The organism is Marivita lacus, from assembly GCF_014637725.1.
In the GTDB taxonomy this organism is placed as follows: Bacteria; Pseudomonadota; Alphaproteobacteria; order Rhodobacterales; family Rhodobacteraceae; genus Marivita; species Marivita lacus.
Window position 1 is genome coordinate 1 of the sequence record NZ_BMFC01000026.1, and the last position, 18,361, is coordinate 18,361.

Genomic DNA, 18,361 nt, shown 5'->3' on the forward strand with positions numbered 1-18,361 from the left:
GTCATCGGGGTCTCCATCGGTTCGTGGTTGAAGCTTGCAAACTCCACCATAACCGACATCCTCGATGGCCACCCCGGTTACACCGCCAGCGCGATGTGAAAGTCCACCACGTCCGTGGACACTACCCTTGGTTGCCGATTATGCTTAAGGAGCGATGCATCGAATATTCAGAAAAGGTCCACACTCGTTTACCGGACGTCGCATACGACTGTCAGCAGCTCACTGGAACCAGAGATTCTGCACCACAGTCGTTAGTATCAGGTCTGGGCCGTCCCTGACATACAGCAGAAGGGGCGGAAAGTGTGAATTCGCTGCGGTCGCGAGCCTGTAAGGTCGCGCCGACGGAAGCTGACATTCGCATGGCGCAGCGAGTGGGCCACCCGCTGCGTCGCGGCATGCCTGCACCGAGGCCAGACCGATGGAGCTCTGAGACGATCAACGCGCACCTTGTGTGTTCTTGGAAGAGCGCGGCCGATGTCCTCGTCGCCCTCGATGTAGGTGCAGTCCAGCTGATTTGGGCGTGTGGACACCAGCACCGCCTGCGTACCAACGTCAAGATATTGCCTTCCCGCCATGCGCGTCAGGGTCGCAGTTGCCCTGCGCCGACAATCGTCTCGTCCTCACGCTCGAGGTAATCACCGACATATACTTCGCGGACCAGCGTCATCCCAACCGCGGCGAGCGGGGTAGCGAGAGCGAGGCCCAAGAGGCCAAAGAGCACGCCCAGCAGGAGCTGCATGGAAATTATGAGGACCGGANTTCCGGAAGCGCCAGAAGGATCGCAGGTACGGCGGCGAGTACCGGGCCGATGTTCGGGATGAAGGCCAGCAGAGCCGCGATGAGGCCAAGAATGAAGGCCAGTGGAATGCCGAGCAGCCAGAGACCAAACCAGGTGAGCAAGCCGACCACGCTCATCGCCATCAGCTGGGCGATCAGCCATTTCTGTACGGTCAACCCCGCCTTGCCGAGCACCTGGTTGCCCCGCTTGCGGATAGACGGCGCAAGGAGCGCGATGAGCCCGCGGCGGTAACAGTCAGGGTCAAGCGCGCCGTAAAGGCCGATGAACAGAATGATGATGAAGTTGCCGAGCGCGCCGAAGGTGCTGGTCACGGCAGTCGCGGCAGCCTTGCCGCCTTCACCCGACACCAGCCCTGCTGGATTTGCGCTCTCCAGAAGCCGCTCGCCCCACGCGAACTCCTCGATCCGCCCGCGCAGCTCCTCGATCGCGGATGGGATCTCCTCGGTCAACTGGTTGAATTGCGAGACGGCCGCAGGTGCGAAAGCCATCACGGCTGCTGCGAGCACGCCGATCATCAGCAAGATGAAGATGCCGATGCCCCATCCCCGCGCCAATCCGACGTGCCGCGCAATGAAGGTGCCGCCGCCGTCGAGCAGGACCGCGATCAGCAAGCCTGCGAAGACAACCAGCAAGACGTCCGGCGCGATGATGAGCAGGAACAGGAGCGTGACGAGGATGACCACCAACGAAACCGACCGCCGACTGGGGTTGACTGAGCTCATGCTTATCAACACTCAATCACGGGATCGGTTCCGTCTGCGGCTGGTTATGGCGGCTACAGCGGCAGCTTCGTTAGGTGTCGCATCCCGCATGATTATGCGGCCGCTTCCTGAAAAATTCTGGCCTGGGCTTTTGCCAATCCTTTAGCGCGTCGATGGGCGTTGGCTGTTGTAGAGATGGACATAGCGCAGGACGGTCTGCTCAAGTTCTTCACCGCTTTGCAAGCAGCGTTCCTTCTCGGGAACCATGGGAATTGCATTTTCGTTACACACCTGAGGGATTTACAGAAAAGATAGACAATGCCACCTCGTAAAAATCATGCTGTGGACCCACACGACACCCATCAGCATAGTATCGGTAGCGGCTATGGCCGCTTCGGTAGCCATGATCGCAACCTCGACGGTCGTGATGTATAGACTCATGTATCTCAAAGACTCGCGAAACGATCTCTTAACGCCCCTAGAGCGTGAATTTTTGGGGCCAGGTCGAACGGTCCGAGATCCTGTCTAATAAGTTGAACCAGAATTCGGAGCGAACATGAGCTCGTCACACTACTTTGCACGACATCTCAACGGACAGCCGGGCACCGGAAGGGTGCTCCTGTGCTGGAATGAGTCCGAAACGGACTTTCAGGCGCGTCGCGGTCATCAGCGCGATCAAGGACCAGAAATTCACCATCTTCGCGAGATGTAGCTCCCAGTTGGTAACTCGCTCTGCAAAGGTCGGACCGAGCACCGGATCGACGCGGATTTTCCTATAGAAGCCTTTTTCGCGGTCGGTCAGCACCGCCTCGCTGATGCCAGTTTTCACCATAGTCTCCAAAGTCATGGCGGGCCGCGCAGATCGGATTGGCGAAAGGGAGTTTTGTGTCTCGGACATTACGGATCAGGCCTGAGCATTGTTGCAAGATTCGGATGGGATCCATATAGGTATTTTAAATACCTATTTATGGTGAGAGGATCGAATGCGCCTGACCAGCTTCACAGATTACGGCCTCCGCGCGCTTATGCGTATGTCGAGCGAACCCGATCGAGCCTTCTCGACCGCTGAGATCGCAGACGAGTTTGGCCTCTCCCGCAATCACCTCGACAAGATCGTCCAACACCTCGCGCGCCACGATATAGTAGCCACCCGCCGCGGTGCGGGCGGTGGCGCAATGCTCTCCCGCCCGGCTGACGAATTCGGTCTCGGAACTCTTGTGCGCCTCCTCGAACACGACCAGGCACTGGTCGATTGCTTCGCGCCAGATGGCGCCTGCACGGTATCTCCAGCCTGTCGTTTGAATGGAAAGCTCCAAGCAGCGGAAGCGGCTTTTCTGGCAGAACTCGACCGCTCGACGCTGGCTGATATCGCTTTGCCAGCGCCGGCTCCGGTCGTAGCCTGAAAGGAGAATGCGATGAGTGACGTGTCCATCACGACCGACGGCTTCGTCGTAGATGCGGACGTCCTGAGCACCGCTTTCGGTATCCCGCCCGCAGATGTTCCGGCGAAGCTTCGTTGCGGAGAGATCACCAGCCGCTGCGAGACCGGTATCGATCGGGATGCCGGTCGGTGGCGGCTGACCTTCTACTACGCTGGCCGCGCGCTCCGCATTGTCGTGGATGACAAGGGCACGATCCTGTGGCGTGCCACCTTTCCTGCTCATGCGCCAAAGACTGGTCCGATCGAGCTCGCAACCATGAGCCTCAAGACCTGACCGCCAATTCCTCACAAGAAAGAAGCTCTACAATGTTACCTTCCTTCCCTCGAAATCCCGGCCTCGGTGCCGCCCTCGCGCTCACCGGTGCGCTGGCACCGGTCGCGGCTTCGGCCCACGTAAAGTGGTTCGCACCTTACATCGTCGACGCTGCACCGGCGCCCATCATCCGAACCCTGAACGACCCTTGGTTCTGGACCGGGATCATCCTGGTTCTGGCCTTCTTCATTGTCACGCGGCTCGTCGAACGCACTGTCTTTGGGGAGAGGGCGCTCGATGCCATGGACCGCGCAACTAACCCACTCTGGCTCAGACTCGACGACTTCGTCCGCATCATGATCGCCGGCTTCTTCGTCGCCATTTTTTCTGTTGGCGGGGTCTACCTGACGCCGGATCTGAAGACACCGGCTGAGTGGGTCAGTTGGCTTCAGCTATTGATTGCGGCCGGGATCGTGTCGAGAAAGACCATGCCGTTTTCCGCTGCGGGCATCATCTTTCTCTGGGTGCTCGCGCTGCGCGACTACGATCCCTTCCATCTGCTCGACTATCTCGCGCTCGGCGTTGCCGTCGCGGCCTACCTCGTCCTCGAATCCTCGGATCGTCCGGACTGGCGCAAACACCGGTTCGAGGTGCTCCGCTGGGGCGTCGCCATCGCCCTGATGTGGTCAAGCCTCGAGAAATTCGCCTATCCCGAGTGGTTCTATCCTCTCGTCGACGAAAAGCCATTTCTGACCTTTGGTCTCCCGCGCGACATCTTCATTCCTATGGCAGGTGTTGCTGAATTCACCATGGGTTTTGGTTTGCTCGCCACACCACTTGTCCGGCGCCTTTCCGCCCTTGCCCTTCTGGTGATCTTCATCACCGCGGTCTATCCCTTTGGGCGGGTTGACCTGATTGGACATGCGTTGATCATGGCCATCATCATCGTCATCGCGGCCGACCACACCCGTGAGCTGAACTTCTGGTCCTGGATCAGACGCGCACTTATCGGCGTGCCTATCGGATTGACCGGAGCGTTGCTGATTTTTGTAACCGCCTACTGGGGCCTACACGCTGCCTTCTACGGCACTGACACCCAGACTATGGCCGAGATCCGGGCGGCACAGGGAGAGATGGCCACGCATTCCTACTCGACCGAGCACCCGCACGGTCCTCAGGCGTTGGCGACCCTGCGAGACGGAGAGGAACTTCCGCAAGTCGAGGCGGTCGGACTCGACGATACTGCCGTCGCCAGCGCCTATGCGCAGTCGATGGTGAAGATGCACGACGAGATGATGGCCGGCCTCCAGCACGAGGACCGCGATGTCGCCTTCGTCCTCGGGATGATCCCGCACCATCAGGGCGCCATCGACATGGCTCGCATCCAGCTCGCCACCGGTTCCGACCCGGAAAACATGGAGCTGGCGCGCCACATCATCGCTGAACAGCTTCAGGAGATCGACGCTATGCACGCATGGCTCGAGGCGCGTGGGATCCAGGTGCCGGACAGCTGACCCGCTCTCTTCGGTGCCGCATCAGCATTCTGAATAAGGGTATCGTCCAGTCACGGCGGATCAAATGCAAAAGGTTCCCAACAAACCCGGTCGTCTGCGAAAGGCCCATGCCGAACAACATTTTCCTTGACAGGTAAGACCGTATGCCGTCGTCGACGTAGCTTTGCTGAGGGCCGCGCTTATCAGTCAACGCAATATGCCAGCTCATTCTGGGTCGAAACAGATCACGATCGAACCATGGTGCCTCTACGCTTGACTATCGGCTGAAAAGTTTTGCGTCGTGTAGATCGGAGATACGGGGTGTCTCATCCACCTCGGCTTTCGTACCGGATTCACTAAAGAAATCCCGTGCTCAAATTGTGCAGCAGCTTCGTACTGATTAGGACACGGTGCTGAACGTGCCGTTCATCATTGGGCTGGCGAATTTCCAAGTGGACTATCGGTAACCAAGCGCATGCCAAGATGGGCGGGTGGCATGCCGACGGCACAGCCGCCGTTGGCCGGGTCGCGGGTAAGGTAGGGGATCACCGCGACATGCTCGCCGCTCACGACATAGGCCGGGCACCAAGCCGGATCAGCATCGGCGGCGGTGCCTGCATAGCAATCCTGCGTCCATTCCCAGACACTGCCGTCAAGGTCGGAAATCCCCTCTGGCGAGGTCGAGAAATGCCCTTGCTGTTTCAGCGCGCGTGGCACGATCCCTTCGGTCAGATACCCTGAGGCCCATGCCAGCGCAGGATCGGTAAAGATCGGTGCGGGCCGCTTGTGCAGCACCGCGGCGGCCATGGCATCCCATTCAGCGGCATGAGGCAGGCGGAAATCATGTCCGGAGGCTTCGTTGATCCAGACGATATATTCCTGCACATCCACATAGCTAAGGCCGGTGGCCGGTGTGGTTGCCGGATCGTTATGGGACCGTACGCGCATTTCCAGCGTGCATGCCCCTTCAGCGGCGCAGATGTTCCACTCAGCTATGGTGACCTCGTGGCGCTGCACATAAAGCTTGCGCCCTTCAGCCAACACCACGGGATGATCGGCCATGATGGGCAAAAGGGTGGAATCGGGACTGCGCAGGGTCAGCGCAGCCCCGGTGATGACCACCATCCCCAGTCCCAATGCCAGAGTCAGCAAACCAAATGATGTTGTAGTCAGTGCTGAGCGGCGTGGCGGGGTGGCAGTCATCGGGCGTCCTTTCAGATGCTGCTATGTTTTCAGGCTTCGAAGGGACGGGGTGCGACGACCTGTTCCATCAGGTCATTGTCCCAATCGCCCTGCACGACGAAATGAGCGGTCGCGCCCAGAAGGGCCGCTTCGATAAGGTTGTGGTTCACATAGGCGTAAACCCCTGGCTGTTCGAACGTATACATCGCCGCCATCGCGGTCCCGCCGCGCACGAACCATGTCTCAAGCCCGGTCAAGGGTGCTTCGCTGAAGGATGTCTCCCACACATAGTTGCCATGACCGCCGATCAGGTGGGGCCGCGTGTCGCGGTTGGCCTGATTGTGAATCATCAACACGGTCTCGCCCACGTTGAACTGCATCGCGTTCTCGCCCGTGATGGCCCCCACTGCGCCGTTGAACACGCAATGTGTGGGTGTCAGAGTGCGCATCGCATCGAGGCTGTCGGCATAGTCGTCACCCGCCGCGTCATAGGATCTGTAGTCGCCGTTCTCGTCTTTCGGCAGGTAGTAATCCTGCTCGCCGATATAGGCGATCTTGTCGTATTTCAGCGGGTTGCCGTCCCGGTCCTTAAGGCCGTCCCGCGGCAGCACCATGACCGCGCCGTTCATGCCGTGGGTGACGTGATAGGGGATCATCGCTCCGCCCGGCGCGCAGTGATAGGTAAAGCAGCCCGGTTTCGTCGCCTTCCAGCGCAGCACGCATTCCTCGCCGGGGTAAACATGGGTCAGGCCACCGCCGCCCAAGGCACCCGTTGCAGCGTGGAAGTCAATATTATGCTCCATCATGCTGGTTTCCGGGTTGCGCAGGGTCACTTCGACCATGTCGCCCTCGTGGCAGATGATCAGCGGGCCGGGGACTGAACCGTTGAAAGTCAGCGCCCAGATGCTGGCGCCGGTGTCTTCGTCCACGACCATCAGACGCTCGGTGGTTTCCAGAAGAACTTCGATGATCTTGGGACCGCCCGTGGCGATCTGTTCATGTTCGGGGGCATAGGGCGGGGCCACCATCTCTTGGCGGACGCGGGTATAACCGGACAAATCGGCGGTCTTGGCGGTAGATTCGGTCGCCGGATTGGCAGAGGCTTCGTAAAGCTTGGCCGAGGTGCGATTGGCAATGTCCAGTTTGGGTGCGCGGGGCACGGCCATGGCGCTGGCTCCGGTCAGGGCGGCGGCACCGGCCAGCACCGACCCGCGCAAGACGTTGCGGCGGCTGGTCTTCAAGGCTCCGGGGTTGAAAAAGGTGGTCATGGTGTCCTCCGTGAGGCTGAGAGAGGTGGCGAGCGTCATGCCCGCACACCGAAAATCGGGGGTCAGAGGTTCGACATCTGCGCGTCGAACCGTTCCTTGGCTTTCTTGGGCATGCGGCCTTCGAAGTAGCTGGCAGGCGCTGCGTCTACGTCACCAACTTCGATCGTCATGACCATGCCCATCGCGTAATGGGGCTTGCAGATCACACCGTAGAGGCCCTCCACGTCGAAAGTGTATTCCACCTGCTGGTTGATCTTGCCTTCGAAACCTTCGGCTTCTTCGGGGATCATCTCGGCGAGTGTTTCCGCGTTATGGCTTTTGTCGGTGGGCAGGAAGACCACGGTGTCGCCGGCGACGATTTGCAGGAACGCAGGTTCGAACACCATGCGTTCGCCGTCAGCGCCCTTGTTGAGCATTTTGACCTCATGGGTTTCCGCGAAAGCAGCCCCCCCGAGAGAGACCGAGAGAGCGAGGGCGGAGGCGAATGTCTTGAACATTATCTTATCCTTTCGTGTTTCGTCGGGATCAGTGATAGAGGTTTCGAGCGCCCGAACTTTGTGCGGGCACAACAAAAACAGCCTGTTTTTCTTGATCTGAATCAAGAACCGCAAACGGCGGCAGTCGAGGATGGCCCGATGAAATACGCCAGACGCCCCAAGCAGCAGCTTCGGCTGGACGAGAGTTTGCTGACGCATCTGCCGCCCTTTTCGCAGCTCGACCCACGCCAGATCCGCGAGATTCTGGATCAGGCCAGTTCGCGCCGCTACGACATCGGCACCGCGATTTTCGAGGAGGGGCATGAGGCGGAGCGGTTTTTCATGCTGCTGGACGGCTATATTCGCGTGGTGCGGATCTCGCCGCAGGGCGAGCAGGTGATCGCACTGCACATTCCCAGCGGGCAGTTGTTCGGCATCGCACGGGCGCTGGGGCGCGACACCTATCCCGCGACGGCGATCACCGCGGCGGAATCGCTGGCCCTGTCATGGCCGACGCGGCTGTGGGATCAATTCGTGGCCGATTATCCCGGTTTTGCCACCCAGACCTACAAGACCGTGGGCAACCGGATCGGCGAGATGAACACCCGCATCATGGAGATGGCGACGCTTCAGGTGGAGCAACGGGTGGCCAATGCGCTTCTGCGCTTGATCAACCAGACCGGGCGCAAGGTGGCGGGCGGAATCCAGATCGACTTTCCCATCACCCGTCAGGATCTGTCGGAACTGACCGGCACGACGCTGCATACCGTCAGCCGGATGCTAAGCGCTTGGGAAAAGCAAGGTTTGGTGGCAAGCCAGCGCAAGCGGATCACGGTCTGCGATCCGCACCAGCTTGTCCTTATTTCATCCGCAACGGTGTGACAGCACCTGTGAGTTCGCGGTAGAACCTGTCGACGTCCAGACCGTATTCGCCACAGGCGTCGGTGACCGTATGAAAGGGGCTGACCAGACATTCGACGCAGAGCATCCGGTGACGGATGAACACCGGGATGGTTTCCGGCCAGCGTGCCATGAGGTCGTCCAGCGGCAGGTCAGGGTCATCGAGACGGTCGGTTGTCATACGGTCCTCACTTCCTGACAGCCAAGTTAGCTAAGGAACTGCGTCAAACGTTGTGCTGGCGCAAACTGCGATCCCTTCCGGCCTTTAAAAGCAGTGGCATCCACCTTTCAACGGAGGCCGCGAGATGGCTGAATTCCTTACGAAATCGCGGGCGCGCAACATCTTCTACGGGGGCTCGATCTTTTTTGTCGTGATCTTCGTGGGGATGACCGTCCATTCACACAAATACGTTGTCGAAGTGTCCACGGCCGGAATGCCACTGAGCGACGCAGTCATTCGCGGCAAACATGTCTGGGAGGAGAACTCCTGCATCAACTGCCACAGCCTGCACGGCGAAGGTGCCTATTTCGCCCCCGAGGTCGGCAACGTGATGACCCGCTGGGGCGTGCAGGACAGCCCCGAGGACGCGTTCGAAATCCTCAAGAGCTGGATTGAAAGCCAACCCAGCGGCATCGAAGGCCGCAGGCAGATGCCCCGCTACGAGATGACCGACGAGGACATTCGCGGTCTCGCGGAATTTTTGCGCTGGGCCGACCAGACAGACACGCAGGGCTGGCCGCCCAACGATGCCGGATAAGGAGATACACAGATGAAATATCAATCTCAAAAGGTGGCGTACTGGTACTTCCTCGCCGCGATGGCGCTGTTCGGCATCCAGGTGCTGGGCGGGTTGCTGGCCGGGTGGGTCTATGTCTCGCCAAATTTCCTGGCAGAGGTCCTGCCCTTCAACATCATCCGCATGATCCACACCAATGCGCTGATCGTCTGGCTGTTGCTGGGCTTCTTCGGGGCCGCCTATTTCCTCATCCCCGAGGAATCGGAACGGGAAATCTGGTCACCGAAATTGGCTTATCTCCAGTTGATCATTCTCGTCGTGGGTACGCTCGGGGCCGTCGGGTCGTACCTCGTCGGCATTCACGGCGGACGCGAATTCCTCGAACAGCCCCTGTGGGTCAAGTTCGGCATCCTCGTCGCCGCACTCATCTTCCTGCTCAACGTGTCGATGACTGTTTTGGCCGGCAAGAAGACAGCGATCACCAACGTGCTGCTGATGGGCATGTGGCTGTTGTCGCTGTTGTGGATCTTTGCGTTCATCAACCCCGACAACCTGTCGCTGGACAAGATGTACTGGTGGTTCGTCGTGCACCTCTGGGTCGAGGCGACCTGGGAACTGGTGATGGCGTCGATCCTTGCCTTCCTGTTGCTCAAGCTGACCGGCGTTGACCGCGAAGTGGTGGAGAAATGGCTCTACGTCATCGTCGCCACCGCGCTTTTCTCGGGCATCCTCGGCACCGGGCACCACTTCTACTGGATCGGTCTGCCGGGCTACTGGCAGTGGATCGGGTCCATCTTCTCGACCTTCGAGGTTATCCCCTTCTTCCTGATGATGAGCTTTGCCTTCGTCATGGTCTGGAAGGGCCGCAAGAACCACCCGAACAAGGCTGCCCTTCTGTGGTCGCTGGGGTCTTCCACCGTCGCCTTCTTTGGTGCGGGTGTCTGGGGGTTCCTGCACACGCTGCACGGGGTGAACTACTACAGCCACGGCACGCAGATCACCGCAGCGCATGGCCACCTTGCCTTCTACGGCGCCTATGTCGCCCTGAACCTCGCGGTGTTCACCTATGCGATGCCGATGCTGCGGGAACGCGCGCCCTATAACCAGGTGCTCAACATGGCGTCCTTCTGGCTGATGACCGGCGGCATGGCCTTCATGACCTTCGTGCTGACCTTCGCGGGCACCATCCAGACCCACATGCAGCGCGTCGTAGGTGACTACTACATGGACGTGCAGGACAGCCTGTCGATCTTCTACCTGATGCGCTGGGGGGCCGGTCTGGCCGTGGTGATCGGGGCAATCCTGTTCATCTATTCCATCATGGTTGTCCGCAAGTCCGAGGTGATCACCCCCGGCAGCGCCAACCCAGTTCCCGGAGAATGAGCCATGAACATGCAAGTCACGCCAACCCTGCCGTTCTACCAACCCACCGGCCGCGAATGCGACCTGTTCGAAACGGCCTATGACCACGGTTTGCCCCTTCTTCTGAAGGGGCCCACCGGCTGTGGCAAGACGCGCTTTGTCGAACACATGGCGGCGCGGTTGGGAAAGCCGCTTTATACCGTCGCCTGCCATGATGACCTGTCAGCGGCCGACCTGATCGGGCGCTACCTGCTCAAGGGGGGCGAGACTGTCTGGGTTGATGGCCCGCTGACCCGCGCGGTACGCGAAGGCGGCATCTGCTATCTCGACGAGGTGGTGGAGGCCCGCAAGGATGTCACTGTCGTCCTGCACCCGCTGACCGACACCCGCCGGACGCTGATGATCGACCGCACGAGCGAGGAACTGGTGGCGCCGCGCGGCTTCATGCTGGTGGCCAGCTATAACCCCGGCTACCAGAACGTGCTCAAGCGGCTCAAACCCTCGACGCGACAACGGTTCCTGTCGATCGCGTTCGACTTTCCCGAGGCCGAGACAGAGATTGCCGTTGTGGCGCGGGAAAGCGGGCTGGAAGCCGGACGCGTGGCCCCTCTGGTGCGGCTTGCGGGACATATCCGCAACCTGTCGGGAATGGATCTCGAAGAGGGCGTATCGACCCGTCTTCTGATCTATGCGGCCACACTGATGGCAGGCGGCATGGGGGTCGATCAGGCCCTTCAAGCGGCCGTCATCGAACCGCTCAGCGACGAGCCGGACGTGCAACTGGCGTTGCGCGACCTGGTCTCGACAATTTACGGATAAGAGCCATGCACCTTCTCGATCTGATGGACCCCGAAGAAACGGTCGGAAATATCTGGCACGACATGGCCAGCCGGATCGGGGCAGAGGTCACCTATCCGGATGCCGCCGTTTTGCTGGCGTCTGTCCGGCCCAGCCTCGCCGTTCTGTTCCGCGCACTCGGTGGTGCGGCGGGTGTCGAACTGGCCGAGGCCGCGCCGACACTGGCCCGCCACCGCCGCCCCCTGCGCCGCAAGCTGGGGGCGGAACGGGACCGCGAATGGATCGCGGGCTTTGACGGTGAACGGCTCACCCTGCCGCCGTTTCTGGCTGCTTTTCCGGACCCGGCGCTGAACCGGACAGCCTATTTCTGGCTGACCGCAATGGCCGCCAAGGGCTTGCCCGAAACCGTCGACCTGGAAGGCGATTGCCCGGTGCACGATTACGCCCAAATCCGCGCGAACATCGTGGCGTCGGATGCGGTCTATGCTTCCTGTCCGGGGTTGCGAAAGGCTTATGCCGCGATGGCAAGGCTATGCCTGGGCGCCCGTACCGACATCCTGCGACCGCAGCAGGAAGCGATGGTCGAACGCGCCATCCGCGACCAGCTGGGCGGCAACGCGCCAACACTGACGGTCGATCCCGTTGCAAAATCCCACATGCCCTTTGCCCCCGTGCCGATCTGGTTGCGCTTTGCACAGCCTGGTTCGGGCAAGGCGGCAGGCGACGAACAGGCCGATCCTGCCGCCCCTCCGCCCAACGCGGCGCATACCACGCGCAAGCTGGGCAGCCGCAAGGATCAGGACCAGCACAACCGCAAGGACAGTTTCATCATCCACCGGTTCGAATCGATCCTGTCCTGGGTCGAGTCGATGAACATCAATCGCAGCGTCGACGATGACGACGAGGAGAACGCCCAGAAGGCCGCCGACGATCAGGACGAGATCACCCTGTCGAAACAGAACCGCAAGGCAGCAACCCGCCTGCGCCTGCATCTGGATCTGTCGCCGTCCGACGCCGATCACGAGGCGCTGGCCGGCGAGCACACATACCCCGAATGGAACCACCGGAGCCGCAGCTACATGCTCGATCACTGCCGCGTGCTGGATGCACCGGCGCAGCCCGAAGGCCCGCCCTTCGTGCCGAACGAGCGCCGTATGCGCGAAGTGCGCCGCCAGTTCGAGGCGCTGCGCCCGCGCCGCATCCTTCAACCGCGTCAGGTGGACGGTACCGAGCTTGACCTTGACGCGCTTCTGACCGCGCGGGCCGACCTGATGGCGACCGGGCGCGGGTCCGACCGCATCTGGCAATCGGCCAGGCAAACCGAACGGGATCTGGCAGTGGCCTTCCTGATCGACACCTCGCGGTCGACCGAGGCCAGCATCGGCGACACAAGTGTGATCGAGGTCGCCCGCGAAGCGATGGCCGCCTTGGCCGGTGGCATCGACGCCGCAGGCGACAGGCTGGCCATCTGGGGGTTCTCGTCGCTCAGGCGCGACCGGGTGTTCCTGACCCGCTGCAAGGAGTTCGCGGACCCGATGTCGCCCGCCATCACCGCCAATATCGGCGCGTTGAAACCCGGCCACTACACCCGTCTGGGCACCGCGATCCGCCATGTCAGCGCGCAACTGGCCGAAGCCCCCAGCGCGCGCAAGCTGTTGATCGTGCTCACCGATGGCAAGCCCAACGATCTGGATCATTACGAAGGTCAACATGGCATCGAAGACAGCCACATGGCCGTGCGCGAGGCCCGCAATGCCGGGCACAGCCTGCATGGCATCATCATCGACGAGGACGGCCAGGACTGGTTCGCCCGCATCTTCGGCCGCGGCGGCTTTACCCTGCTGCCCAACCCCGAGCGCCTGACCAAGGCACTTCCGGACATCTACCGCACCCTAACACAGGAGACCTGACATGCGTATTCTCACCGCAATCCTTGCCACAATGCTGGCATCCCCCGCACTGGCATCGAGTTTCGAGCGACCCATTCCCCAAGCCCAATCGGCTACTGCCGAGCTTTGGTTCGCCATGAGTAGCATAGCGCTGATCGCGGCGCTGGCGCTGGTGCAACGGCTGGTGTCCCGCAAATGATCCGGCACGGGTGGTCCACGACGCAGATCGCGCTCGCGCTCTACCCGTTCGGGGCTGGCGCGGCTGCGGTGAATGTTTTTTTCACCTCGCTGATCTTCAGCTGGATCGGAGGTCCCGTCACTTCGACCGGCTGGTCGATCGGTTTGGGATGCCTAATCGGTATTCCCGCCACTTGGTATTTTGCCCGCCATATTCGCCGCCTCATCGACGTGGCGGATGCGAGCGCAGAGCAGACAGGAACCTGAGATGACACAGACATCGGCAGAACAGATGCGCGCATGGCGGGGGCCTGCGCTTTTCAGCTTCGGCTTCCGACCCTTTTTTCTGTTCGGGACGCTATGGGTGGCTATCGCAATGGTGGTATGGCTTTTGGCCCTGTCCGGCACCGTCACCCTGCCGACGCGGTTCGATCCCGTATCGTGGCATGCGCATGAGTTCCTGTTCGGCTATCTGGGCGCGGTGTTGGCGGGTTTTTTGTTGACCGCCGTTCCGAACTGGACAGGTCGTCTGCCGATGGTGGGCTGGCCTCTGGCGGCGCTGTTCGGCTTGTGGGTCGCAGGGCGCGGGGCGGTTCTTTTCTCGGACTTTTTGACCGCAGGCGTGACCGCGGTGGTCGACCTTGCCTTTCTGGTCGTGCTGGGTGTTCTGATCCTGCGCGAGATCATCGCCGGAAAGAACTGGAAGAACCTGTTCGTGCTGGCCTTGCTTTCAGTGTTCACGCTGGCCAATGCGTTGTTCCATATCGAGGCGATGCAAGGCGATTACGCCGCCCAGGGCTATGGCTTGCGGCTTGGTGCCGCCACCGCCGTGATGATGATTGCGGTGATTGGCGGGCGGATCATTCCGTCCTTCACGCGTAACTGGCTGGCGCGCACCGATAATCCTGCGCGGCCTACGCCACCGATGCAGCGCTATGACAAACTGGTGTTGCTGGTGAGCGTTCTGGTCTTGATGGTCTGGGTCTTAAAGCCGTTTGCGCCGCAGTCTGGCGGTCTGATTGTCGTGCTTGGCGGATTGCATCTGGTGCGTCTGGCGCGCTGGCAGGGGCACCACACGACACGCGATCCGCTGGTCTGGGTGCTGCATGCCGCCTATGCCTTCATCCCTGTGGGGGCGCTGGTTCTGGGCGCGGCCCTTGTGCTTGGCGCGTCCAGCACCGCAGCAGCGCAACATCTGTGGATGACAGGTGCTATCGGCGCGATGACGCTTGCGGTGATGACCCGCGCAACGTTGGGTCACACCGGACGGGAGCTGCACGCGAACAGTGCCACCTTGGCAATCTATTTGTGCCTGTTCGCAGCAGTGGTCGCGCGGTTGGCCTCACCCCTCTGGCCCATGTTGAGCTATGCCTCAGGCCTTTTGTGGTTGGGTGCATTCGGCGGCTTTGTGCTGATCTATGGTCCGATGCTATGGCTACCCAAATCTGAAGCCACGCGATGAGTTGGGGCGCATTTGCAGCGGTTTTTGTCGCGTTTTTTCTGACCCATTCGATTCCCGTGCGTCCGGCTGTCAAGGCGCGCCTGACAGACAGGGTGGGGCCGCGCGGGTTCGGCTGGGGCTACTCAGCCTTGTCTTTGGCGATGCTGACCCTGCTGATCTGGTCTGCGGGTCAGGCCCCCCATCTGCTGCTTTGGCCCCAGGCGCCGTGGCAGCGCCATGTCGTGCAAGCGGGCATGCTTGTAGTCTGCCTGATCCTTGCCTTCACTATCGCGCGGCCCAATCCGTTCTCTTTCGGTGGGGCGCGGAATGAACAGTTTGACCCCGCCCAGCCCGGCATCATCCGCTGGACGCGCCACCCCGTCCTGCTGGCGCTGGCGCTTTGGGCCGGGTTGCACCTTTTGCCGAACGGTGATCTGGCGCATCTTCTGCTGTTCGGGGTTTTAGGCGGCTTTGCTGTCGTCGGTCGGGCATTGATCGACAGGCGCAAGCGGCGGGCATTGGGCGTGACGCGGTGGCAGGCGCTATTTGCGGCCAAGCAGAGAGCGCCTCTCTTGCAGCCTCCCGGATCATGGGGGATGAGCCTTGCACGGCTGCTACTTGGCCTTGCAAGCTATCTCGTACTGCTCTGGGCGCATCCGGTAATCATCGGCGTCCCCGCCCTGTAATCACACGAAAGCCACTTTAGAAAAGGCAGCTTCAGACACGTTCGAAATGCTCAGGTCGCACGGGAATAGGTCAGACGATCGGGTACGTGCTGATCGAAGGTGGCTGCGATCATGCGCGTCAGGGAGCGGCCTTGCGGAATAATGTCCAGCCGCTGATTGTCCCATGTTACAAACCTGCCGAACATATCCGCGATAGCTTCAAGGACCGGTCTCAAGGCTTGCACGCGAGGACCGCATTCGTCCTGCAATGCGGACAGATCAAGCTGGAAATTACACATTAAAAGCTCGATGGCACGGGCGCGCAAGGTGTCTTCTTCCGACAGAATATAGCCCCGCGATCCTGCGAAATCACCTGCGCCAATGCGCTGGATATAGGCCGCTGTCGCGGGAGCATTCTGGACATATCCAGCCGGAAAACGGGAGATCGAGGAGGCACCAAGCCCGATCAGCGTTTGGCAAGTATCGGCGGTATATCCTTGAAAATTGCGCCGCAACTGGCCCGTCTGAAACGCTGTGTCCAAAGTGTCACCGGGGCGGGCAAAGTGATCGATGCCGATCGGTGTCAACCCGGCATCGCCAAATCGCGAAGCGGCCAAGGTTGCCATCTTATAGCGTGCCATGTCATCCGGCAGCGCGCTCTCGTCGATCAGTTTTTGCCGTTTTGACACCCAAGGCACATGCGCATAACCGAACAGCGCCACGCGGTCGGGGGCAAAGCCGAGTACCTTTGAAATCGTGTCCTCGATCCGGTCATCGGTCTGATGCGGCAGACCATAGACCAGATCGGTGTTCAGCGAGGTGATGCCCGCCGCCCGCAAATCGTCAACACAGCCTTTGGTAACGTCAAAGGGCTGTTCCCGTCCGATGGCGGCCTGCACTTGCGGGTCAAAGTCCTGAATTCCGATCGAGGCGCGGGTCATTCCCTCGGCGGCAAGCGCATCTATCTTGGCGCGGTCCACCATTGTCGGATCAATCTCGACCGAAAACTCGAACACCTCATGCCGGGGAAAAACCGCACTTATCCCGCGGGCAAGGCGATGGATCAGGTGTGGCGGCAGGATTGTCGGCGTGCCGCCCCCCCAGTGCAGCCGTCCCATGCTTAGACCGGACGGAATCGTTGCGCGCATCAGGGCGAGCTCTGCTTCCAGCGTTTCGATATAGCTCTCGACCGGGCTTAGCGTCCGGGTACCTTGCGTGTGGCAGGCGCAGAACCAGCATAAACGTTCGCAAAATGGGATATGCACATAGACCGACACCGGAGTATGCGGGTCGAGCGTTTCCAACGTCTGCCGTTGAAATGCACTTCCTGTCTGCGATGTAAACACTGCTGCCGTTGGATACGAGGTGTAGCGCGGCACTCGCGCTTCGAAAAGGCCAAGCGCCTTGAGATGATCTATGTGTTCCATGCCGCTTAGTTTGCAGCACAACAAAGGCGATGACTTTGTTGCAGGTCAAATTCTTCTACACACTTTTCACCGCAGTTTCTCTGTCTTCGCAATATCTGCATGTTCCGCGACACTGGTCATGAAATCGCGCGACATTGCTCTTGGTGTTTTTGGGGAAAGCGTGCATTTACACGCGGCGCGGTGAACCACCATTGCCTCTCAGTAGGCTTGCCGTGGAGATCTGTCTTCGGACAAGGAGCTCTGCCGCCGCCTCACCAGGAGTTCGATTGCATCCGCAAGATGCTCCCGGTCAATGTGATGATCGCCTCGGACAACGCGGAACTTGTGTGCTTCGATCATGACGTCAGCATGTCGGCAGCCTTCCGGGGGTTCAAAGCGATAACTTGCAAGCTCCAACCGGAGGCCCAGTGGGTCCCGAAAGTAGATTGAATCCATGAAGCCACGGTCTACCGGACCGGAATGCTCGACCCCACGTGCATCGAGGCGGGCAGTAACTTGCCAAAAGGTCGCCTGACTTACATTCAGCGCAAGATGGTGAAGCGATCCCGTAGCCTCTGGGACGTGCGAGGCATCCCGCTTGCGGTTTTCGTTGGTGAAGATGGTGATGAGGCGGCCATCGCCGGGATCGAAGTACAGATGGCCCTCGTTTGGGTTGTCGAGGTTTGGCTGGTCGAAAATGAACGGCATTCCCAACACACCTTCCCAGAAATCTATCGAGGTCTGACGATCTGCGCCAATGATCGTGATGTGATGCACGCCCTGCGTTTGAATCTTCCTGATTTCATTTGTCTGCGACATAGTGTTCTTCCTATCCGTGAATGCTTCCCAAAATTAGTTTCGTCAACAAGCTAAACGGAATTGAACGGTTCTCAAACAATGCGCAAAAGCCTTCCGGCGGGCATTGCGATGGCGAGCCGGACGTCCGGGCCGTCGCCACCCGCGATCTGCATGAGGCACCCGGTGTCAAGGATCTCGCGATCGGTTCGGAAATCTTCGAAACCGACGTGCACGGCATTCCAGCCTGCGGCGTGGCGTCGGCACATTTGCACCACAACATCCGTTTTAGCTTTCTCGCCGACGCGGACCAGCCGGTGCAGAGAAATGCCGAATTCCACGCCATCGCCTCGGTGCCTCTGGGCGGCTTGCGCGACTACACCATTTTCGCCTCGGTCACTGGTCTTTGCCAGAGCCATGCAGAGCTGAAAGGCTTGTCCTCCGGTCCCTGCTTCCGAACGTTGCGTCACAAATGCTGCAAAGCAGCATTTGTGGTTTCAAACCCCCGGTGGCAACACCATTTGCTATGAAAGGCGCTGCCCAACAAGCACCGCAGTCGCCACTGACGGATCAGATCC

The 18,361-nt window shown here is 60.3% G+C and carries 23 protein-coding genes; 13 read left to right on the forward strand and 10 right to left on the reverse strand.

The features are described from left to right. Window positions 1-580: 580 nt before the first annotated feature. The 3 genes from IEV82_RS23790 to IEV82_RS22370 all read right to left on the reverse strand — a co-directional run bounded on the left by IEV82_RS23790 (window position 581) and on the right by IEV82_RS22370 (window position 2,329). Window positions 581-739 carry a hypothetical protein gene (locus IEV82_RS23790; RefSeq protein ID WP_229747974.1) on the reverse strand — a complete coding sequence of 53 codons (159 nt, stop codon included), beginning with the start codon at window positions 737-739 and terminating at the stop codon, window positions 581-583. Between the two features lie 5 nt (window positions 740-744). After that, window positions 745-1,521 carry an AI-2E family transporter gene (locus IEV82_RS22365; protein WP_444543195.1) on the reverse strand — a complete coding sequence of 259 codons (777 nt, stop codon included), beginning with the start codon at window positions 1,519-1,521 and terminating at the stop codon, window positions 745-747. Between the two features lie 544 nt (window positions 1,522-2,065). Continuing rightward, on the reverse strand, window positions 2,066-2,329 hold the full coding sequence (locus IEV82_RS22370) for a globin family protein (protein WP_188484310.1): 264 nt from the start codon (window positions 2,327-2,329) through the stop codon (window positions 2,066-2,068). Window positions 2,330-2,483: 154 nt separating this feature from the next. On the opposite strand from IEV82_RS22370, the gene IEV82_RS22375 reads away from it, so the two are divergent. From IEV82_RS22375 to copM, 3 genes are read left to right on the forward strand one after another with little or no spacing between them, the layout of a single operon-like run. Next, window positions 2,484-2,903, forward strand: a complete 420-nt coding sequence (locus IEV82_RS22375; RefSeq protein WP_188484311.1) for an RrF2 family transcriptional regulator — start codon at window positions 2,484-2,486, stop codon at window positions 2,901-2,903. 12 nt (window positions 2,904-2,915) lie between these two features. Further along, a complete protein-coding gene (locus IEV82_RS22380; RefSeq protein ID WP_188484312.1) occupies window positions 2,916-3,215 on the forward strand; it encodes a DUF6522 family protein in 300 nt (99 codons plus the stop codon). Window positions 3,216-3,247: 32 nt separating this feature from the next. Further along, on the forward strand, window positions 3,248-4,708 hold the full coding sequence (gene copM, locus IEV82_RS22385; protein ID WP_188484313.1) for a CopM family metallochaperone: 1,461 nt from the start codon (window positions 3,248-3,250) through the stop codon (window positions 4,706-4,708). Here copM and IEV82_RS24105 read toward each other — a convergent pair. The 4 genes from IEV82_RS24105 to IEV82_RS22405 form a co-directional block, all read right to left on the reverse strand. After that, the gene (locus tag IEV82_RS24105) at window positions 4,659-4,916 is read right to left on the reverse strand and encodes a transposase (RefSeq protein WP_188484314.1); all 258 of its coding nucleotides are present in this window, start codon (window positions 4,914-4,916) and stop codon (window positions 4,659-4,661) included. The two genes, copM and IEV82_RS24105, sit on opposite strands and share 50 nt — an antisense overlap. 200 nt (window positions 4,917-5,116) lie before the next feature. Beyond that, a complete protein-coding gene (locus IEV82_RS22395; RefSeq protein WP_229747976.1) occupies window positions 5,117-5,890 on the reverse strand; it encodes a formylglycine-generating enzyme family protein in 774 nt (257 codons plus the stop codon). Between the two features lie 29 nt (window positions 5,891-5,919). After that, window positions 5,920-7,137 (reverse strand): copper-containing nitrite reductase, encoded by a 1,218-nt coding sequence (nirK, locus tag IEV82_RS22400; protein ID WP_188484315.1) that lies wholly within the window; start codon window positions 7,135-7,137, stop codon window positions 5,920-5,922. A gap of 62 nt (window positions 7,138-7,199) precedes the next feature. Beyond that, window positions 7,200-7,634, reverse strand: a complete 435-nt coding sequence (locus tag IEV82_RS22405) for a pseudoazurin (RefSeq protein WP_188484316.1) — start codon at window positions 7,632-7,634, stop codon at window positions 7,200-7,202. A 138-nt stretch (window positions 7,635-7,772) separates the two neighbouring features. Here IEV82_RS22405 and IEV82_RS22410 point away from each other — a divergent pair, with 138 nt between their 5' ends. Further along, complete coding sequence (locus IEV82_RS22410; RefSeq protein WP_188484317.1) at window positions 7,773-8,495, forward strand: Crp/Fnr family transcriptional regulator; 723 nt, start codon at window positions 7,773-7,775, stop codon at window positions 8,493-8,495. Here IEV82_RS22410 and IEV82_RS22415 read toward each other — a convergent pair. Further along, entirely contained in the window at window positions 8,473-8,694 is a 222-nt protein-coding gene (locus IEV82_RS22415; protein WP_188484318.1) for a DUF1858 domain-containing protein, read from the reverse strand. The genes IEV82_RS22410 and IEV82_RS22415 overlap by 23 nt on opposite strands. A 124-nt stretch (window positions 8,695-8,818) precedes the next feature. Between IEV82_RS22415 and IEV82_RS22420 the strand changes: the two genes are divergently transcribed. From IEV82_RS22420 to IEV82_RS22455, 8 genes are read left to right on the forward strand one after another with little or no spacing between them, the layout of a single operon-like run. Next, the gene (locus IEV82_RS22420; protein WP_188484319.1) at window positions 8,819-9,271 is read left to right on the forward strand and encodes a c-type cytochrome; all 453 of its coding nucleotides are present in this window, start codon (window positions 8,819-8,821) and stop codon (window positions 9,269-9,271) included. A gap of 12 nt (window positions 9,272-9,283) precedes the next feature. After that, window positions 9,284-10,633, forward strand: a complete 1,350-nt coding sequence (locus IEV82_RS22425; protein ID WP_188484320.1) for a cbb3-type cytochrome c oxidase subunit I — start codon at window positions 9,284-9,286, stop codon at window positions 10,631-10,633. Between the two features lie 3 nt (window positions 10,634-10,636). After that, window positions 10,637-11,431 carry a CbbQ/NirQ/NorQ/GpvN family protein gene (locus tag IEV82_RS22430; protein ID WP_188484321.1) on the forward strand — a complete coding sequence of 265 codons (795 nt, stop codon included), beginning with the start codon at window positions 10,637-10,639 and terminating at the stop codon, window positions 11,429-11,431. Window positions 11,432-11,436: 5 nt separating this feature from the next. Then, window positions 11,437-13,320: a nitric oxide reductase activation protein NorD gene (locus tag IEV82_RS22435; protein ID WP_188484322.1), complete on the forward strand. Its 1,884-nt coding sequence runs from the start codon at window positions 11,437-11,439 to the stop codon at window positions 13,318-13,320. A gap of 1 nt (window position 13,321) precedes the next feature. Continuing rightward, window positions 13,322-13,498, forward strand: a complete 177-nt coding sequence (locus IEV82_RS22440; RefSeq protein WP_188484323.1) for a protein NnrT — start codon at window positions 13,322-13,324, stop codon at window positions 13,496-13,498. Beyond that, the gene (locus IEV82_RS22445; RefSeq protein ID WP_188484324.1) at window positions 13,495-13,743 is read left to right on the forward strand and encodes an NnrT protein; all 249 of its coding nucleotides are present in this window, start codon (window positions 13,495-13,497) and stop codon (window positions 13,741-13,743) included. Before IEV82_RS22440 ends, IEV82_RS22445 begins: the two co-directional genes overlap by 4 nt. A 1-nt stretch (window position 13,744) precedes the next feature. Further along, window positions 13,745-14,938, forward strand: a complete 1,194-nt coding sequence (locus IEV82_RS22450; RefSeq protein WP_188484325.1) for an NnrS family protein — start codon at window positions 13,745-13,747, stop codon at window positions 14,936-14,938. Further along, complete coding sequence (locus IEV82_RS22455) at window positions 14,935-15,603, forward strand: NnrU family protein (protein ID WP_188484326.1); 669 nt, start codon at window positions 14,935-14,937, stop codon at window positions 15,601-15,603. Before IEV82_RS22450 ends, IEV82_RS22455 begins: the two co-directional genes overlap by 4 nt. Window positions 15,604-15,653: 50 nt before the next feature. On the opposite strand, the gene hemN is transcribed toward IEV82_RS22455, so the two are convergent. Both hemN and IEV82_RS22465 read right to left on the reverse strand, forming a co-directional pair. Continuing rightward, on the reverse strand, window positions 15,654-17,009 hold the full coding sequence (hemN, locus tag IEV82_RS22460) for an oxygen-independent coproporphyrinogen III oxidase (RefSeq protein WP_188484327.1): 1,356 nt from the start codon (window positions 17,007-17,009) through the stop codon (window positions 15,654-15,656). Window positions 17,010-17,207: 198 nt separating this feature from the next. Continuing rightward, window positions 17,208-17,789, reverse strand: a complete 582-nt coding sequence (locus IEV82_RS22465; RefSeq protein WP_188484330.1) for a VOC family protein — start codon at window positions 17,787-17,789, stop codon at window positions 17,208-17,210. Window positions 17,790-17,827: 38 nt separating this feature from the next. Here IEV82_RS22465 and IEV82_RS22470 point away from each other — a divergent pair, with 38 nt between their 5' ends. Beyond that, window positions 17,828-18,313: an NUDIX hydrolase gene (locus IEV82_RS22470; RefSeq protein ID WP_188484328.1), complete on the forward strand. Its 486-nt coding sequence runs from the start codon at window positions 17,828-17,830 to the stop codon at window positions 18,311-18,313. The last annotated feature ends 48 nt before the right edge of the window (window positions 18,314-18,361 follow it).

Excerpts from the sequence above, each read along its gene's own strand:
- IEV82_RS23790 (WP_229747974.1), bottom strand. The coding sequence starts at position 739 with ATGCAGCTCCTGCTGGGCGTGCTCTTTGGCCTCTTGGGCCTCGCTCTC.
- IEV82_RS22375 (WP_188484311.1), top strand. The coding sequence starts at position 2,484 with ATGCGCCTGACCAGCTTCACAGATTACGGCCTCCGCGCGCTTATGCGT.
- IEV82_RS22380 (WP_188484312.1), top strand. The coding sequence starts at position 2,916 with ATGAGTGACGTGTCCATCACGACCGACGGCTTCGTCGTAGATGCGGAC.
- copM (WP_188484313.1), top strand. The coding sequence starts at position 3,248 with ATGTTACCTTCCTTCCCTCGAAATCCCGGCCTCGGTGCCGCCCTCGCG.
- IEV82_RS24105 (WP_188484314.1), bottom strand. The coding sequence starts at position 4,916 with ATGAGCTGGCATATTGCGTTGACTGATAAGCGCGGCCCTCAGCAAAGC.
- IEV82_RS22395 (WP_229747976.1), bottom strand. The coding sequence starts at position 5,890 with ATGACTGCCACCCCGCCACGCCGCTCAGCACTGACTACAACATCATTT.
- nirK (WP_188484315.1), bottom strand. The coding sequence starts at position 7,137 with ATGACCACCTTTTTCAACCCCGGAGCCTTGAAGACCAGCCGCCGCAAC.
- IEV82_RS22405 (WP_188484316.1), bottom strand. The coding sequence starts at position 7,634 with ATGTTCAAGACATTCGCCTCCGCCCTCGCTCTCTCGGTCTCTCTCGGG.
- IEV82_RS22410 (WP_188484317.1), top strand. The coding sequence starts at position 7,773 with ATGAAATACGCCAGACGCCCCAAGCAGCAGCTTCGGCTGGACGAGAGT.
- IEV82_RS22415 (WP_188484318.1), bottom strand. The coding sequence starts at position 8,694 with ATGACAACCGACCGTCTCGATGACCCTGACCTGCCGCTGGACGACCTC.
- IEV82_RS22420 (WP_188484319.1), top strand. The coding sequence starts at position 8,819 with ATGGCTGAATTCCTTACGAAATCGCGGGCGCGCAACATCTTCTACGGG.
- IEV82_RS22425 (WP_188484320.1), top strand. The coding sequence starts at position 9,284 with ATGAAATATCAATCTCAAAAGGTGGCGTACTGGTACTTCCTCGCCGCG.
- IEV82_RS22430 (WP_188484321.1), top strand. The coding sequence starts at position 10,637 with ATGAACATGCAAGTCACGCCAACCCTGCCGTTCTACCAACCCACCGGC.
- IEV82_RS22435 (WP_188484322.1), top strand. The coding sequence starts at position 11,437 with ATGCACCTTCTCGATCTGATGGACCCCGAAGAAACGGTCGGAAATATC.
- IEV82_RS22440 (WP_188484323.1), top strand. The coding sequence starts at position 13,322 with ATGCGTATTCTCACCGCAATCCTTGCCACAATGCTGGCATCCCCCGCA.
- IEV82_RS22445 (WP_188484324.1), top strand. The coding sequence starts at position 13,495 with ATGATCCGGCACGGGTGGTCCACGACGCAGATCGCGCTCGCGCTCTAC.
- IEV82_RS22450 (WP_188484325.1), top strand. The coding sequence starts at position 13,745 with ATGACACAGACATCGGCAGAACAGATGCGCGCATGGCGGGGGCCTGCG.
- IEV82_RS22455 (WP_188484326.1), top strand. The coding sequence starts at position 14,935 with ATGAGTTGGGGCGCATTTGCAGCGGTTTTTGTCGCGTTTTTTCTGACC.
- hemN (WP_188484327.1), bottom strand. The coding sequence starts at position 17,009 with ATGGAACACATAGATCATCTCAAGGCGCTTGGCCTTTTCGAAGCGCGA.
- IEV82_RS22470 (WP_188484328.1), top strand. The coding sequence starts at position 17,828 with ATGCTTCCCAAAATTAGTTTCGTCAACAAGCTAAACGGAATTGAACGG.